18 protein-coding genes are annotated in these 15883 nt (G+C 61.4%); 10 read left to right on the top strand and 8 right to left on the bottom strand.

Features of this window, described 5'->3' with window-relative positions; genetic code table 11:
* Nucleotides 1-32: 32 nt before the first annotated feature.
* Together GJR96_RS09480 and GJR96_RS09475 are read right to left on the bottom strand one after the other, a co-directional pair.
* Entirely contained in the window at nt 33-854 is an 822-nt protein-coding gene (locus tag GJR96_RS09480; RefSeq protein WP_151162717.1) for a ZIP family metal transporter, read from the bottom strand.
* Between the two features lie 87 nt (nt 855-941).
* Nucleotides 942-1634 carry an SDR family NAD(P)-dependent oxidoreductase gene (locus tag GJR96_RS09475; protein ID WP_151162716.1) on the bottom strand — a complete coding sequence of 231 codons (693 nt, stop codon included), beginning with the start codon at nt 1632-1634 and terminating at the stop codon, nt 942-944.
* A 66-nt stretch (nt 1635-1700) separates the two neighbouring features.
* Here GJR96_RS09475 and GJR96_RS09470 point away from each other — a divergent pair, with 66 nt between their 5' ends.
* The 3 genes from GJR96_RS09470 to cruF are packed head-to-tail and all read left to right on the top strand — an operon-like array spanning nt 1701 to nt 4973.
* Entirely contained in the window at nt 1701-3230 is a 1530-nt protein-coding gene (locus GJR96_RS09470; RefSeq protein WP_323849393.1) for a phytoene desaturase family protein, read from the top strand.
* Nucleotides 3227-4105, top strand: a complete 879-nt coding sequence (locus tag GJR96_RS09465; protein WP_151162714.1) for a prenyltransferase — start codon at nt 3227-3229, stop codon at nt 4103-4105. Before GJR96_RS09470 ends, GJR96_RS09465 begins: the two co-directional genes overlap by 4 nt.
* Nucleotides 4098-4973: a bisanhydrobacterioruberin hydratase gene (gene cruF, locus GJR96_RS09460; RefSeq protein WP_151162713.1), complete on the top strand. Its 876-nt coding sequence runs from the start codon at nt 4098-4100 to the stop codon at nt 4971-4973. The genes GJR96_RS09465 and cruF overlap by 8 nt, the downstream gene beginning before the upstream one ends.
* A gap of 60 nt (nt 4974-5033) precedes the next feature.
* Here cruF and GJR96_RS09455 read toward each other — a convergent pair whose 3' ends face one another.
* The 4 genes from GJR96_RS09455 to GJR96_RS09445 all read right to left on the bottom strand — a co-directional run bounded on the left by GJR96_RS09455 (nt 5034) and on the right by GJR96_RS09445 (nt 8740).
* Nucleotides 5034-5885 (bottom strand): alpha/beta fold hydrolase, encoded by an 852-nt coding sequence (locus GJR96_RS09455; protein WP_151162712.1) that lies wholly within the window; start codon nt 5883-5885, stop codon nt 5034-5036.
* Between the two features lie 118 nt (nt 5886-6003).
* The gene (locus tag GJR96_RS09450; RefSeq protein WP_151162711.1) at nt 6004-7023 is read right to left on the bottom strand and encodes a phytoene/squalene synthase family protein; all 1020 of its coding nucleotides are present in this window, start codon (nt 7021-7023) and stop codon (nt 6004-6006) included.
* Nucleotides 7024-7203: 180 nt separating this feature from the next.
* Nucleotides 7204-7353, bottom strand: coding sequence for an HVO_2523 family zinc finger protein (locus tag GJR96_RS18100; protein ID WP_191965836.1), 150 nt, complete (start codon nt 7351-7353; stop codon nt 7204-7206).
* Nucleotides 7354-7471: 118 nt separating this feature from the next.
* A complete protein-coding gene (locus GJR96_RS09445; RefSeq protein WP_151162710.1) occupies nt 7472-8740 on the bottom strand; it encodes an MFS transporter in 1269 nt (422 codons plus the stop codon).
* 242 nt (nt 8741-8982) lie between these two features.
* On the opposite strand from GJR96_RS09445, the gene GJR96_RS09440 reads away from it, so the two are divergent.
* The 5 genes from GJR96_RS09440 (at nt 8983) to GJR96_RS09420 (ending at nt 13728) form a co-directional block, all read left to right on the top strand.
* Nucleotides 8983-9258 (top strand): ArsR/SmtB family transcription factor, encoded by a 276-nt coding sequence (locus GJR96_RS09440; RefSeq protein ID WP_058571887.1) that lies wholly within the window; start codon nt 8983-8985, stop codon nt 9256-9258.
* Nucleotides 9259-9267: 9 nt separating this feature from the next.
* The gene (locus GJR96_RS09435) at nt 9268-9558 is read left to right on the top strand and encodes a hypothetical protein (RefSeq protein ID WP_191965835.1); all 291 of its coding nucleotides are present in this window, start codon (nt 9268-9270) and stop codon (nt 9556-9558) included.
* 144 nt (nt 9559-9702) lie between these two features.
* Nucleotides 9703-10497, top strand: a complete 795-nt coding sequence (locus GJR96_RS09430; protein WP_151162708.1) for a spondin domain-containing protein — start codon at nt 9703-9705, stop codon at nt 10495-10497.
* A 328-nt stretch (nt 10498-10825) separates the two neighbouring features.
* A complete protein-coding gene (gene trpB / locus GJR96_RS09425; protein ID WP_151162707.1) occupies nt 10826-11977 on the top strand; it encodes a tryptophan synthase subunit beta in 1152 nt (383 codons plus the stop codon).
* 533 nt (nt 11978-12510) lie between these two features.
* Nucleotides 12511-13728: a tyrosine-type recombinase/integrase gene (locus tag GJR96_RS09420; protein ID WP_151162706.1), complete on the top strand. Its 1218-nt coding sequence runs from the start codon at nt 12511-12513 to the stop codon at nt 13726-13728.
* A gap of 12 nt (nt 13729-13740) precedes the next feature.
* Here GJR96_RS09420 and GJR96_RS09415 read toward each other — a convergent pair whose 3' ends face one another.
* On the bottom strand, nt 13741-13896 hold the full coding sequence (locus GJR96_RS09415; RefSeq protein WP_154326205.1) for a hypothetical protein: 156 nt from the start codon (nt 13894-13896) through the stop codon (nt 13741-13743).
* Entirely contained in the window at nt 13893-14159 is a 267-nt protein-coding gene (locus tag GJR96_RS09410; protein ID WP_151162705.1) for a hypothetical protein, read from the bottom strand. Before GJR96_RS09410 ends, GJR96_RS09415 begins: the two co-directional genes overlap by 4 nt.
* A 408-nt stretch (nt 14160-14567) precedes the next feature.
* Between GJR96_RS09410 and GJR96_RS09405 the strand changes: the two genes are divergently transcribed.
* Both GJR96_RS09405 and GJR96_RS09400 read left to right on the top strand, forming a co-directional pair.
* Nucleotides 14568-14834 carry a MarR family transcriptional regulator gene (locus tag GJR96_RS09405; protein WP_151162703.1) on the top strand — a complete coding sequence of 89 codons (267 nt, stop codon included), beginning with the start codon at nt 14568-14570 and terminating at the stop codon, nt 14832-14834.
* Between the two features lie 143 nt (nt 14835-14977).
* On the top strand, nt 14978-15847 hold the full coding sequence (locus GJR96_RS09400) for a hypothetical protein (RefSeq protein ID WP_151162702.1): 870 nt from the start codon (nt 14978-14980) through the stop codon (nt 15845-15847).
* Nucleotides 15848-15883: the final 36 nt, after the last annotated feature.

Raw genomic sequence — 15883 nt, 5'->3', positions numbered from 1 at the left:
TCGGTGAAACGAGGCCGCTCTTTTTCGCTCGATTAGCCGAGGACGACCCACGCGCCGAAGACGGCGAGACCACCGACGACGGTGCTGAACGCGGCGTGGAGACGCAGTCTGTCGAGGACGGCGTGTGCGTGTTCGTCTTCGACCGACAGCAGGTCGTGAATCTCGCTGCCGATTTCACACCGCGGGAGGAAGTCCATGGCGACGTGGAGGAAGACTCCCGAGGCGAACCCGAAGACGATCCCACGGAAGGCGTCTGTCGCCGGGAGGGACACGGCGCTCGAGATGATAGCGGCGATACCGAGTCCCGCCGCTGGAAGGAGGAGTGGGAAGACGGACTTGTCCTTCCCCGCGAGACGACGCGCGGCAGCGTACCCTGCGGGACCTTTGTGCGAGACGATTGCGAGGCCGAGGCCCACGCCGACGTCGATGTTTCCGTAGACGATACCGATGATTGCACCCGCCGAGATGGCGTGCGCGGAGAGTTCCGTCACGGTTCGGTCCATCGGGAAGTCCATGTGCGCGAATCGGTGGCCGACGGTGTGTGCTCCGAACCCGGCGAGGATGCCGAAGGCGATGCCGAACCCGCCGAACTGCGGGTGGTGGCCGAGGGCCTGTGGGACGAGGAAGACAGCGGCGCTCGTCACCATCGCGCCACTGGCGAGGCCGTAGCCCCAGACGAGGCCCTCGGCGTGTTCGGTGCGTGCCCGCGCCCCGAACGGCGCGGCCAACGCCATCGCAGCGAAGGCGGCCCACGAGACGACGAGCAACTTCCACGCTTGCACCGTGACGGCGTAGGCTGAGAGTGCGACGAAGACGACGACGCTGCCGACGCCGATGGCCGTCGAGCGGTTCATGTTATGAACCAAACGACTCGTCTTAATAAGGCGCCCGGTTCTGCGGTCAGATTCGGTTCACCACACTGCTTTCGCCAGTCTCCCGACTCACCGGGTCGCTTGCTTCCACACCTTCAGGTCGAGGACGACTCCATCGAGGTCGGTGGGGTCTGCCTCGGTCGCCGCCCAGACGAACAGGTCACCGACCGACGCTGGGTCACGTCCCTGTCCACCGGTGAGGTCGGTTGCGACGAGTCCGGGGTCGACGACGCCGACGGTCTGGTCACAGTCGGCGGCGAACTGCCGGACGAGTGCCTCCGCGGCGGCCTTCGAGACGGCGTACGCACCCATTCCGGGTTTCGCGTCGCGGGCGATTGACCCAGACGGCACGAGGATACGGGCGTCGTCGGCCATGTGCGGGAGCGCTTCTTTGACCGCCGCGAAGACGCCGCGAACGTTCGTTCTGAACGTGTCGTCGAAGGCGGCGTACGATTCGTCTGCCATCGGCATCTGACCCGGTGTGCCGTGATTGATGCCGGCGTTAGCGACCAAGATGTCGATTGGCCCACCGGCCCGGGCGGCACTCTCCATGAGTCGCTCCATGTCGAATTCGTCGCGCACGTCGGCGCGGAGACCCGTCGCAGTTCCGCCGGCGTCTTCCACGTCGTCGAGGACGGCTTGAAGAGCGTCGTGGTCGCGGGCGCAGGCGACGACTGTCGCCCCCGTCCGACCGAACGCTCGCGCGACGGCCGCACCGATTCCAGAACTCGCGCCAGTGACCACGACAGTCGTGTCGTTCATGCGCCTCGTTAGGGCGGATTGGCCCTAAAGATACCTGCACCGGGTGTCGATTTGGTCAGTCGATTTATGTCCTTGACGTTCTTACAAGATTGCATGAATTCTGTCTCGGACCTCGACGGACTCGCCGGTGAGTCCGTCGTCGTCATCGGCGGCGGGTTCGGCGGCCTCTCGACAGCGTGCTATCTCGCAGACGCAGGCGCCGACGTGACGCTGCTGGAGAAAAACGAGCAACTCGGTGGGCGGGCCAGCACGCTCGAACGCGACGGGTTCCGGTTCGACATGGGTCCGTCGTGGTACCTGATGCCCGACGTGTTCGAGCAGTTCTTCGCGTACTTTGGAAAGCGACCCGAGGACTACTACGGTCTCACCCGTCTCGACCCTCACTACCGTATCTTCTTCAAAGACGGCGACCGGGTGGACATGGTCCCGGACCTCGAAGAAAACAGAGCGGTGTTCGAGTCGTACGAACCCGGTGCCGGTGAGAAGTTCGACGACTACCTCCGGAAGTCCGAGCGAAACTACCGCATCGGGATGGAACACTTCGTCTACACCGACCGGCCGAACCTGCGTGACTACGTCGACCTCGACGTGCTGAAAAACGCGTGGGGACTGTCGCTCATCGGGTCGATGCAGGACCACGTCGAGCGGTACTTCGACCACCCCAAACTCCAGCAGATAATGCAGTACACGCTGGTGTTCCTCGGCGGCGCACCGAACAACACGCCGGCGCTCTACAACCTGATGAGCCACGTCGACTTCAACATGGGCGTGTACTACCCAGACGGTGGCCTCGCCGGTGTCGTCGACGCGATGGTCTCTCTCGGCGAAGAACTCGGCGTCGACTTTCACACGGACTCACCCGTCGCCGAAATCGCCGGCCGGCGCGGCGGGTTCGCCGTCCGAACCGAAGACGGCCGGGAGTTCCCCTGTGACCTCGTCGTCAGCGACGCCGACTACGCCCACACCGAACAGGAACTCCTCCCGCCGGAGAAGCGCCAGTACGACGAAGACTACTGGGAGTCGCGGACGTACGCACCCTCGGCGTTCCTCCTCTACCTCGGCGTCGAAGGTGACGTGGACGCACTCTCCCACCACACCCTCGTCTTACCGACCGAGTGGGACGACCACTTCGAACACATCTTCGACAGACCGGCGTGGCCCGAGGACCCGGCGTACTACCTCTGTGTCCCCTCGAAGACGGACGACACCGTCGCACCCGAAGGACACAGCAACCTCTTCGCACTCGTTCCCATCGCCGCCGGCCTCGAAGACACGCCGGAGATTCGCGAGTCGTACCGTGACCTCGTCCTCGACGACATCGCCGAGAACACCGGCGTGGACCTTCGGGACCGAATCGTCGTCGAAGAGTCGTTCTGCGTGAAGGACTTCACCGAACGTTACAACAGCACGAAAGGCACCGCACTCGGCCTCGCCCACACACTGACACAGACGGCGCTCCTCCGCCCGCCGCACGCCTCGAAGAAGGTGGACGGCCTCTACTTCACGGGGTCGTTCACCACGCCGGGCATCGGCGTCCCGATGTGCCTCATCAGCGGGCAACTCACCGCCGAGGAGATGGCCGAAGACGCGCGATGAACACCGACATGGCGACGAGTTCGACGACACACGGCAGTCTCAGAGACCGACTGAGTTACCTGCTCGTCCTCTCACGGCCGCGATTCTGGCTCTACCTCGCCGGGCCAGTCGTCGTCGGCGTCGCGGCGGCCGCGACGACCCCTGCGGACCTGTTCGCACCCGAGGCACTCGTCTTGTTCGCGTACTTCCTCGTCCCGGCGAACGTGTTCCTCTACGGCGTCAACGACGTGTTCGACGTGGACGTAGACGAAGCCAACCCGAAGAAAGACGACCGAGAGGCACGCTGGCGCGGTGACCCGGTGAACCTCGCTATCGTCGTCGGGAGCGGCGTCGTCGGCGTCGGTCTGTTCGCACTCACTCCACAGGTTGCGTGGCCGTGGCTAGTCGCCCACTTCTTCCTCGCAGTCGAGTACAGTGCGCCGCCGTTCCGATTCAAGACGACGCCGTTTCTCGACTCCGTCTCGAACGGTCTGTACATCCTCCCCGGCGTGGCCGCGTACGCGACAATCGCGGGTGCGAACCCACCCGTCCTCGCTATCGCCGGGGCGTGGTTCTGGACGATGGGGATGCACACCTTCTCCGCGATTCCAGATATCGACCCCGACCGTGAGGCCGGCATTCGGACGACTGCGACAGTCCTCGGTGAGCGCTGGACCTACGCCTACTGCGCCGTGACGTGGGGCCTCGCTGCTGCCGCCTTCGTTCTCGTCGACGTACGTCTCGGTGCGTTGTTGGCGGCCTACCCACTCGTCGTCCTTGGCATCGCGTTCTCCGGCGTCGACGTGGACGAAGCCTACTGGTGGTATCCGCTGTTAAATACGGTCGTCGGCATGCTCATCACCTTCGGAGCACTCTGGAGTATCGTGAATGGCTGACCTACGAGCGCGACTTCCTCGGACCCGCCGCGAGGCGGAACTCGCGCTCGACGAGCTCGTGCGTGACAACCGATTTACTATCTCGGTGTTCTTCCCCCTGAACGGTGCTGTCCTCCTCGTCGCCAGTGCGATGACGTGGCTTCCAGCACCGCTCGCATTCAACGCGTTTCTCATCCTCCTCGGGACGATTGTGATGCGCTCACCGCTCATCGTGGGACTCTTGCCACTCGTGACTCGGCGTGCGGCTATCGCCGTCGCTGCACTCACTGGATACGCCTACGCCATCGAGTACACCGGCATCACGACGGGGTGGCCCTACGGGTGGTTCTACTACGGCGTCGACCTCGGACCCACCGTCGCCGGCGTCCCAATCGGACTTCCGGTGTTCTTCATCCCGCTCGTGATGAACGCCTACCTGCTGTGTCTCTTGCTACTCGGTGACCGCGCGCGGAACCACGTCGTCCGCCTCGTCGCCGTCATCGCCACGGTCCTCGCCATGGACGTGGTCCTCGACCCCGGCGCAGTCGCACTCGGCTTCTGGGAGTACTACCGACTCGACGCGGACGCGCTCCTCTTCTACGGTGTCCCGCTGTCGAACTACGCCGGGTGGGTCATCAGCGCGACCATCGCCGTCATCCTCCTCGACTGGGGGTTCGACAGCGACGCGCTCCTCGAGAGACTCGCCGGAACCGAGTTCATGCTCGACGACCTGGTGAGTTTCGTCATCCTCTGGGGCGGCATCAACGCGTGGTTCGGAAACTGGGTCCCCGTCGTCGTCGCCGGTCTCTTCGGCGTGGGTCTGCTTCGAACCGACCGCTTCGACTCGGACTTGCTCCGGATTCCGCGACGGTTCCCGTGGCAATCCTGACGCTCCGAAAATCTCTATTTCCGGGGCCACAGCACGCTCGACACGGGGCTTAAGAGACGTTCACTCCGAGTCCTGCTTGCTCCCGAGGGCGTTCTTCGTTACGAGGCCAGTGAGGAACTCTCGTGTCGCCTGCGTGAAGTAGTCGGAGTTGTCGAGGTTAGACGCATGACCCGCGTCGGGAACTTCACGAACTGTGCAGTTCGGCAACTGCGCCAATATCCGAGCGTGTCGACGGACGAACGGAAGTTCGTCTTCGCCGTACAAGACCAGTGTGGGGACGCGAATCGCCGAGAGGTCGACGTCCGTCTCGTGGAACGTCGCGACTGCACGGATTACCTTGGCGAACTCGTCTGTCGCCATCTTCGGTGCGTCCGCTCTGAGTTGCTCGATATTCTCGTAGTCGCCTGTCGCGTCGGTCCCACCGAGTCGTTCCTGTACCCAGTTCAGGACGCGTTCGACACGCTCGTATCCGACGAGACGGACTGGTGGAATCGTCGCTCGCAACAAGAGCGACCGCTGGAGGCGTTCACGGAAACTCAGCAGGTCCGGCGTGAAGGTATCGGCGAGAACGAGGCCACGCAACCGTTCGTCGTGGCGTGCCGCGTACACCTGCGCGATGCACCCACCAGTCGAGAGGCCACAGAGAACTGGTCGGTCGATATCGAGTTCGGTGATGAAGGCGTCTAAGTCGTCTGCGAACAGGTCTATCGTGTAGGCTCGTCGTGGCGACCCGCCGGTTCGCCCGTGCCCTCGAACGTCGTAGGCGTACGTCGTGTACTCGTCACTGAGTGCGGCTATCTGTGGTTCCCACTGCGAGTGGTCGAGGACGGCAGCGTGTACGAAGACGAGGGGCGGTCCGGTACCACGCTGTTCGTAGTACGTGTCGATGTCGTTCGTCCGGACGGTTGCCATGTGGCAGATACGTCACGACCGGAGATAATGCACACTCTCTGGAGAACCGACAGACGAGGCGGCGTGAGTGGGGCGCCGGACGTAGACGAGAAGAGAAGTCGCTACTGAAAAGAAGTCGCTACTCCGACCCCCAGCGGTTCAGCGACCGAATCCACCCGGTGAGACGGCCCTGATTTCGCGACGTGGCGACCCGCGTCGACCCGGGGCCAAAGTCGGCGTCGAACTCGTCGTCGTCGGGGTAGGGGACGACGCTCACAGCCTTGAACACCGCTACCGGGTCGCGCCAGACCGCCCAGTACGCCGCCGTCTTGACGAGGAGGGCGACTTTCCGCGAGAAGCCTAACTCGGGGGTGGTCGAGAGCGTGTCGTAGCCGAGGTTTCGAATCGACCGGTGGTGGTCGGCGTAGAGGACCGCCGAGAGCAACACCGGGAACTGGCAATCCGCCGGGAGGTGTTCGATGCCAGCGACGCCGTCTCGGTAGAGAGACTCCGTTCGCCGGAGTTCGTCCTGCATCACGGCAGCGACGCACTCGTCGAATTCGAGGGCGAGAATCTGCTCGACGTCGACGCCGTGGCGCTCTAACGAGGTCTGTGGGAGGTAGACGCGGTCACGCTCGACGACGTCTTCCCCGACGTCACGGAGGAAGTTCGACATCTGGAACGCCTGCCCGAGCGCCGTCGCGTGCGGGAGTGCCGCGTCCGGGTCGTCGGGCCGCATCACGGCAGTCATCATCCGTCCGACTGCCGACGCCGACCCGTCCATGTAGTCTTCCAACTGCTCGTAGGTGGCGTAGTGGTCGGTGTCGATGTCAGACTCCATCGCGTCGATGAAGACGTTCACGTCGTCGGGGTCGATTCCGTACCGTTCGCGGAGTTCTGCGAACGCCGACAACACGGGGTCGTCCGTCTCGACGTCACCGAGTGCTTCGGCACGAAGCCGTTCGAGACGCTGTCGCTGTTGCTCTGGCGGGGCCGTCTCTTCGGCGTCCACAACCTCGTCGGCGACGCGGAAGAACGCGTAGAGGACGTACGTCGCGTGTCTGACTCGCTCCGGGAGGAGTCGCGTGGCGAAGTAGAACGTCTTGCCCGTTCGCTGTTGTATCTCTTTTCCGGCTTCGACCTGTGATTCGTTTACCATCGTTTCGTGTTCGCGTGACCGTCTTGTGTCTCGAGTGCGAGAAGAGGCCGGGAGGCCGCACGTGGTCTCACACAGTCAATGGGCCTCTGTCGACATAACACTTGCCGCCGGTGTGGAATCAACCCAGAAATCCGCTGACTCGGCAGTGGCGTTTCACTGACACGGATGTGTCAGTCCTCACTACCAAAACGTGTCGCTACAGTCGTAGACGACGCCGTGTTCGGGGCAGATGTACTTGCAATGGCGGTGGTTCATCGACGCTCCACAGAAGGGACACGGGCGGCCCTTCGGGGCCTCGATACGACACGCGTCTCCCTCAGGAGCGTCCATACGAGTTTTGCAAGGTCTCTACTGACATATTGCTTACTGCCGATGGCGGCACCCCCTGCCGGTTCTCGGTCGGGGCACGGGCGTACTCACTCGGACACCGCTCTGGGTCGGCCCAGAATCAGATGTCTGGTTCGACCTCGATACCCGGTACACTCCCTCGCGTCGACACGGCGGCGACCATCGCGGCGGCACCCAACGTGATTGCGGCGACGACCATCAGCGGGCGGTATCCAACTGTCGTCGCCGCGGCAGCGAACACCACGGGTCCAGTCGCCCGCCCGAGGAACGTCGTACTATTGCGCAACCCGAGGAGACCGGCACGGAACTCCTGTGTAACCCTCTCGCTCACCGCCGCATCGACCGCTGGCATACTCAGTCCGAGTCCGGCTCCGAACACGAGGACTGCAGCGATGACGAACGGTGCAGACGGCGCGAGAAACACACCAGCGAGGGCGACGGCGTAGCAGACGAATCCGAGCGTGATTATCCGTCCGTTCGAGAGCAGACGCGCCAATCGGCCGTTCGCACTCGCAGCGACGATTGCTCCCGCCTCCGCAACCATCAATACGATGCCGATGTAGAGGGGTCCGACGTCGTAGAGCGCCGTCAGCAAGAACGGCAACGCCGTCACGAGGGCACCGAAGAGGAAGAACTCCGTGAGGAACGCAGTGACGAGTAGCGCACCCATCCCGAGCGTCAGTGCCGATAGCACACCCCGGATGTACTCACCAGTCTGTTCGGTCGTCACTGCGGTATCGTCCACCTCTCCAGGCGCGTGTTCTTCTTCTGGCGGGTACTTCACCGTCTCGTCGAGCGCAACGTACGCGAAGAGTGCCACCGGGAACCCGAAGACGTACGCGAGAAACGGGGTGTTCCACGCGACGGTAGCCAGTGCCCCTCCGAGGACAGGAAAGACCGCCGCGCCGAGTGAGAGCACCGCGATATTCGCTCCGAGAACGGCGTTCCGCTGGACTCCCTCGAACACGTCGCCGATGACCGTGACCGTCGTGACGAACAACGCGGCGGCGGCAGTGCCTTGAATGGCCCGTAGCACGAGCAACACGGTGTAATTCGGCGCGAAGAAACAGGCTAGTCCGGTGATGCTAAAGACGAGCAGGGCCGGAACGAGGACGCGTTTCCGCCCGACGCTATCGGCGAGGACGCCGACGAACGGCGAGACGACGATGCCGACGAGGAAGTACGCGCTGACGAGCAGACTCGCCTCGGCGTCAGAGAGGGCGAATACGTCGCGGACGACCGGAAGGGCCGGTGCGACGAGTGGGACACCGAGCGGTGCGAGGAGCGTACTTGCGAGGACGACCTGTACAGTCCGGTTCTGCCACGGGACAGCACCCTCCTTCGACCGGTCGGCCGCGAGACGTGCCATCTCACATCGTCTCCCTCACGACGAGCGAGTGGCGCCGTTCGTTCAGTTCGTCCATGACACACGTACGCACGCGCGGGGATTAAGCACATCCTTGCGTGCGTCGCGCCGCGAACTCACCCCGAATTTGGTACTGAAGTGGAACAACCCTCATGTACTGTGGTAACCGAGAATCACTGTCGACGTGTCGTATCAAACCAGTGTGAATATTACGACCCCTGACGAAACTGTACGAAGAGCAGTCGATGGAGAAGGCGCTTTGGTATCTACTCACGGCGACACGGGGCGGAGAGAACCGCGTCCGTATCATCCGAACCCTCTCTGACCAACCGTTGAACGCAAATCGCCTCGCCGACGAACTCGACGTCGGTTACAAGACCATCAGACACCACCTCGACGTACTCGAATCGCACGGCGTCGTCGAATCCGGCGGTGAAAAGTACGGACAACTGTACTTTTTGACCGACCAGTTCGAACATTCGCGCGACACGTTCGAAGAGATAGCGAAACACCTCGATTGAACCATGGCAATGGGCACACAAATTATGGCCGCGAGCGTCCTCTCGGGCGTGAACATCGTCTTCCTCGCGGCGTTGGCCGCCGTGTGGGTACGCAACTATCGGACGTTCCGGACGTCGCTCGTCCTCGGCCTGCTAGCGTTTGCAATCGTGATGCTCGTCGAGAACGCGTTCGCACTGTACTTCTTCGTCACCATGCAGAGTCTCTACTCGGGTGACCCGCACGTCCAACAGGCAGTCCTCGTGCTTCGTGGCCTCCAACTCGTTGCACTCGCGTTCTTGACGTACGTCACGATGCGCTGACTCACGGCGTGGACGCGTGCACACCGTCGGGTGTGCTACTGAATTTGGTACTGATTTGACCCGAACTCGGTCCGAATCTCGAAAAATTGCCTTTAGGCCCGCTGACGTCTCTCTTCCCGTGGCTTCGACCACACGTGAGAGACGATGACCGACAAACAATTCTCGACCACACGACGAACCGTCCTTGGACTAACCGGCTCTGGTGCACTGACTGCACTCGCCGGGTGCCTCGGCGGTGTGACGATTCCCGCACAGGCGACTGGCAACGGTGACGGCGGCAACGCTGCCCGCACTTACCGCATCACGGTAGCGAACCTCACCACTGGCCAACCGTTCACGCCACCTGTCGTGGTCGCCCACCAAGCCAGTGTAGAGTTGTTCTCGGTCGGTGACCCCGCGAGCGACGCCATCAAAGAAGTCGCCGAAAACGGGAACCTCACGCCACTCGGCGAACTCGCGGAGAGTCTCAACGAGGTTCGCGGTGCTGCTATCGGAGAGACACCACTCGTTCCGGCCGAACTCCCGGCGAGTGAGATGTTCCCCTACGCGACCACTCTCGAACTGGAGACCGACGCGAGTGGTGCCTACCTCTCGTTCGTCAGCATGCTCATCGGCACCAACGACGGGTTCACTGGCCTCGACACTGTTCCACTCCCTGAACGCGTCAACGAGTCGCGGTCGTACTTCGCATCGAGTTTCGACGCCGGCACGGAGATGAACACCGAAGAGTACGCTGACATGGTTCCCCCTGCGCAGGCCCTCTACGGCATCGACTCCGAAGACACCGGCACGGAAGGGACTGGGATGAGCAACCCCGACCTCGCCGAAGACGGTGTCATCACTCCGCACGGTGGAATCGTCGGCGACGGTGACCTCGACCCAGCGGTCTACGGATGGGAAGACCCAGTGGCACTCGTTCAGGTCGAACGGATGGCGTAACCCGCCGTCTGGCCCGCCCCCTACTCCAGCACGTCCGTCCGTTCCCGCGAACCCGTCCGCCCTGCCGTTTCCAATCACCCCTCGTTTCTCACCTTTCGTGGCTTTTCACCCTACATTTCTCCCCTCAGTTCACACCACTCGGTTCTACTCGGTCGTCTCGTTCGGCCTGCTTCGCCCGTCGTTCTGGCCGTCTTTACGGTCGGTCTGGTCCCGTCTTCCCGTTTGAACCTTCACCCCACTGTCCGACCGGACGACGCTCGAAGACACTGATGTGCGAAATTGGTCATCTAAGAACGCTTTTTGTGGGTGGGCGGATTGAGTGGAATACATGTCAGACGGAGATTTCGAGGGCTACGGCGGGCGGTACGTCCCTGACGTGCTCGACGACTCGCTTCAACAACTCGCAACGGCCTACGACGAGATTTCGAACACCGAAGAGTTCCAGACGGAATTCCGTGACCTCCTCGAGGAGTTCGCAGGGCGGTCCACGCCGTTGTACTACGCGCGAAACCTCAGCGACCGGTACGGCGCCGACATATACCTGAAGCGTGAGGACCTCCTCCACGGCGGAGCGCACAAGATAAACAACGCGCTCGGACAGGCACTCCTCGCGTCGAAAGCCGGGAAGGACCGACTCATCGCCGAGACGGGTGCCGGCCAGCACGGCACGGCGACGGCGATGGTCGGCGCACTCTTCGGCCTCGACACGGAGATTTACATGGGGAAAAAAGACGCTGAGCGCCAGCGAATGAACGTCTTCCGGATGCGCCTCATGGGCGCGGAGGTGAACGAGGTGACTCGCGGGGATTCCGGCCTCGCCGACGCAGTCGATGCGGCGTTGGAGGACTTCGCACAGAACATCGACGACACGCACTACCTCGTCGGCAGTGTCGTCGGCCCCGACCCCTTCCCGCGGATGGTGCGCGACTTCCAGAGCGTCATCGGCGAAGAAGCACGTGAGCAGTTCCTCGAACGGACGGGCGGGCTTCCAGACGCCGCTGTCGCCTGTGTCGGCGGTGGGTCGAACGCGATTGGTCTCTTCCACGCGTTCCGTGACGACGACGTGGCGTTCTACGGGGCCGAAGGCGGCGGCGAGGGGTCGTCGTCGAAGCGGCACGCCGCCCCGCTGGCGAAGGGGAAAGACGACGTGATTCACGGAATGCGAACCCGCGTCATCGACGACGACGTGGAAGTCCACTCCGTCTCTGCCGGCCTCGACTATCCCGGTGTCGGCCCGGAACACGCGATGTTCCGCGCTCTCGGTCGGGCGGAATACACTGGTGTGACGGACGACGAAGCACTCGCCGCGTTCCGCGAACTCAGCGAGACTGAAGGCATCATCCCCGCACTCGAATCCAGTCACGCCGTGGCCCGCGCCATCCAGTTAGCAGAAGAGGGCGACCACGAGACGATTCTCGTCAATCTCTCCGGTCGTGGCGACAAAGACATGGTGACAGCGTCCGAGAAGTTCGACCTCTGAAGGGGTCACAGGCCGGTCTCTCTTCAAGTCGATGAAGGGAGCTATCGCCCTGCAATTTCGATGACGCAGTGTTCGGGTCCTTTAGAACTCTCGGTGAATCTATAGAGAATTGTGCAACGAGTGGAACTAGCCTCGGTGCACGGTGTAACGTGACTCTACCTGCTGACAGAGACTCGTGAACTGCTCTGGTGGAGAGGTGGGGGGAGGTTAGCCATCGTGTTCGACGACCAAACTGGAGGGTCCCTCTGACAACAGCGTATACCAGTTGGATTCCACATGGGTAAAATGTATCGGCAGGAGATATGTAGAAACCAGCCATTACACGGCTGATTAGCGGTGATACGCAAATTTGACCTGTGTTGTATCAGAAATCACATATCAGTTCGTGGTGGTGGCCACCGGTCGCTCCGACTTCGAGAGACAGTACGGAGAGAGACGGCGGTCTCTCGGGAGCGTAATCGTCGAAGCAAAGAGTGCCCGGGGTGGGTTCTCAACATGCCCTTTACATGCCCACTGATGAACCCCCCTGATAGATGACTGCGAACCCCGCACGCGCCATCGAGCGCCTTCGAGAACGGCTCGACACGAGTGAGGACATCAGTGAGGCCGACGCTGCTGTGCTCCGAAAGATGAGCAATCGCATCCGCATCCTCGGCCCGGCCGAGTACAGTGACCATCGCCACGAGTTCCTGCTCATGCGCTGTGTCAAACTCGCCGAGGAAGTCGGCGGGCTCGCCGACGCCCTCGACGACCGCGGCACAGCAGAGGAGTTGGTCGCGTGGATAAACACCCACCAGACGAACTCCGCAGAGACGAACAAGGACTACCGCGTCGCCCTCCGGATGTTCGGCGAGTTGGCCACCGACGGTGAGGGAAAACCGGACAGCATCTCGTGGATTCCGGGTGGCTACCCGAAGAACTACGACCCGGCACCTGAGCCCGGGAAGATGCTTCGCTGGGACAAAGACGTTCAGTTGATGCTCGATGCCTGCCACAACTATCGGGACAAAGCGCTCATCGCCCTCGCGTGGGACGCGGGCCCGCGCAGTGGTGAGTTGCAAGACCTCTCTGTCGGCGACATCACCGACCACGAGTACGGCCTGCAGGCGACGTTCAACGGGAAGACCGGCCGCCGGACGGTGACACTCATCCCGAGCGTCCCGCACGTCCGCCAGTGGCTCAGCGTCCACCCGGGCGCGAACGACCGCAACGCGCCCCTCTGGTCGAAACTCTCCAGCGCGGACGACATCACCGCAAACCGACTGCGAGATATCCTGAAGGACGCAGCACGACGCGCCGGCGTCACCCGTCCAGTTACCCCCACGAACTTCAGGAAGTCGTCGGCGTCGTACCTCGCCAGTCAGGGTGTCTCGCAGGCGCACCTCGAACAGCACCACGGGTGGAAGCGCGGGTCGAGCATCGCCGGGCGGTACATCGCCGTCTTCGGCGACGCCACCGACCGCGAGATTGCGGCGGCCCACGGTATCGACGTGGAACCGGACAAACCCGACCCCATCGCCCCGCTGCAGTGCCCGCGATGCACTCGCGAGACCCCGCGCGAAAAGGACCTCTGTGTCTGGTGCGGACAGGCGCTCACCCAGCAGGGGCTCGAAGGCGTCAAAGAGCAGGAAGAGCGACTCTTCCGCTCCGCGGCAGAGGCCGAGGAGTTCGACCTCGAAGACGTCGCCGAGTTGCGTGACCTCGCGGAGTCGAATCCGGTCTTGCGGCGCGTCTTCCTCGGCGTCGACTGAGACGCCCATCGGTCACTCGTCCTCGCGGTGGGTCTCGTAGTAGTCGAGCGCGGCCTGTGCGTCGACGGCGACCGGTAGGTCCGTGTCGGCGAGACGCTCGAACAGGTCGAGGTTCTCCTCGATGACCTCGAACGCGCTCTTCGGATGGCGACGTTGGTCGAGGCTCATGGGTCGACCCTCCGGTTGGGGCGGTGGGGACAGTCGCGGCGTTTTCCGTCCGGGTCAGGCCCGCGGTTGGTCGCGCGCCCGTGGCCGTACTCCGTGCGGTCCGGCCCGACGGTAATCCAGAACCCGCAGACTTTGCAGTAGGCAGTGTGGTTCGGGTTGGTGACGGGAACGAGGTGGTCCGGGAGGTCAGCGTCGGTGTCTTCGTCGACGTCGGCCTCGAAGCGCCCGCAGTTGCCGCGCGGCGGGACGGCCTCGGGAATCATCGGTTCCCTCCCGTGAGGTTACTCGCGCGAACGAATCCGAGTTCGCACCCGCACGGGACGACGGTGTGACGGCCGGGTGCGTTCGTGGTGAAGCCCTCGATGAGGGTGGTGCAAGCGGGGCAGTTAGATGGTGATGCCTCTCTCGTGGCGCGGGGTTTATCTCGCCCCCGCGAGTGGGTTAGTTCGGTCGTCATGGCTAGCGACGACCTCACCGGACTCCTGTCCTAGCAGGGGTCTGGAGTTTCCACCAGACCTGTAAGCACCGGTGAGAGTCGTCTGTATCGACCATGAGACGCATTAGATATAAATCTTGACTACTATAGTTAGTCTATTAAGCTAACCTTGGTAGACAGGATTAGATACAAGGGTCGATACTTTTGAACTACGGTGAGTGACTTGATTCACGACATGGTTGAGCGAATCTCGTGGTTTTCGCCGGCAGATTACGAGATTCTTCTCTTCTTCGATGCCTGTGACATCGGGGCGACCTCGAAGGTCGTCGCCTACAACATCGACTACAACGATGTGTACGTGAACAAGAGAATGCGCGTGCTCGAGGACGCCGGCTTCTTCACCAACGACAACGGAATCTACGAACTCACAGACTTCGGACGGGCCTTCCTCAATGGTGAGGTTGAGGTCTCCGAGGTTGAGGCTCTCGACGAGAGCGAATAGTGGGTTGGTGTCGGTCGGTGTGAGCACTGCATTCTAAGCGTGGTTGGTGGATTAGAAAGGGGTGATTGGGAGGTGTCCGAAGTGGCCGTATGAGAAATCTTCAAAGAGATATGTTTTAATTACGATGTTACGAAATCGAGAGTATGGCCCCTTCATCTCACAATCACAACAATAGCATCACTGATGCATTCAATGAAGTTATAATAAGAAATTACGGCCATGAAGATTTAGCGGGTTTGGGTGATGAGGAATTTGAGAAGATTATCAACATCGTCAAGTCAATCAGAGATGATTCCGAGGATAATTGGCAACCGCCTCACCCCTCATCTGACTCAAAAGTGTGGCGTTATGTTAACTTCACAGAAATAATGTCAATTCTTGAGCGTCAAAGCTTGTGGTTTAGTAACTTCTCAAATTTTGAGGACCCGTACGAGGGAACAATTCCGAAAAAGAATTTAGAAGAGGAAATTGACAAAATTTCCAGCCGAGCAGATATCAGTAGAGATGCCGCAACTAACCTTCATGAGACATATGTGTCTGGCAACCGGCATGGTCAAAGTGGATTTGTGAATTGTTGGAACCTTAGCGAATACGAATCTGCGGCACTGTGGGAGCAGTATATTGATTCTACAGATGGTGTCGCTATCCAGACAACAGTAGACCGCTTAGAACAATCCCTCAGTGATTGTGGGCGAGAATTGACTTTTGGTGAGATTGAATATATTAGCTACGAGGACGCCAAAATCCCGAACGGAACGTTACCGACGTTGTATCACAAGCGCTTGAGTTTTGAACATGAGAAGGAGTTCCGTGCGTCTTTCCTAAAACAGGATGATGAAGATCTCGGTGCTGGGGCGTATGTAGACGTTGATTTGGACATGCTCATTGATAAATTGTATCTTGCCCCAACTACCCCAGACTGGTTCTATAATCAAGTTGAATTGGTCCTTGATCGATACGGTGTGGACTGTGAACTGAAGAAGTCGGATATCTATTCCGATCCTGTTTACTGAGCAGTTGTTCTCTGCAAACAAATTAACTCAAACGTC

It is taken from the genome of Haloferax litoreum, from assembly GCF_009674605.1.
Lineage (GTDB): Archaea > Halobacteriota > Halobacteria > Halobacteriales > Haloferacaceae > Haloferax > Haloferax litoreum.
Note: the sequence above shows the minus strand (reverse complement) of the source record. Positions and strands in the feature narration are given on the sequence as shown.